This is a genomic window from Pelomicrobium sp. G1, assembly GCF_051905455.1.
Lineage (GTDB): Bacteria > Pseudomonadota > Gammaproteobacteria > Burkholderiales > UBA6910 > Pelomicrobium.
Map to the genome: position 1 here is coordinate 1 of NZ_JBQACR010000134.1, position 401 is coordinate 401.

General features: G+C 66.8%; 1 pseudogene. It reads left to right on the forward strand.

Annotation, left to right across the window (positions count from 1 at the left end):
- A pseudogene (locus ACTFO6_RS17850) lies at positions 1 to 401 on the forward strand (hypothetical protein); the annotation flags it as partial.

The following is a 401-nucleotide window of genomic DNA, read 5'->3' on the forward strand; positions in this document are numbered from 1 at the left end:
GTGCGGCTCATGGACAACGTCATCGACGCCTCGCAGTTCCCGCTCGCGCAGCAGGCGGAACAGGCGCGCGGCACGCGGCGTATCGGTCTGGGCATCACCGGGCTCGCCGACACTTTGATCATGCTCAACCTGCGCTATGCCGAGCCAGAGGCGCGCGGGCTCGCCGCCGAGGTCATGCGCCTGATTTGCCACAGCGCCTACCGCAGCTCCATCGAACTCGCCAAGGAGAAGGGGCCGTTCCCGTTCTTCGAGCGCGGCCAGTACCTCAACGGCGAATTCATCCGATCGCTGCCGGCGGACATCCGGGACGGAATCGCGCGGCACGGCATCCGCAACAGTCACTTGATCGCTATCGCCCCGACCGGGACCATCAGTCTGCTGGCCGGCAACGTGTCGAGCGG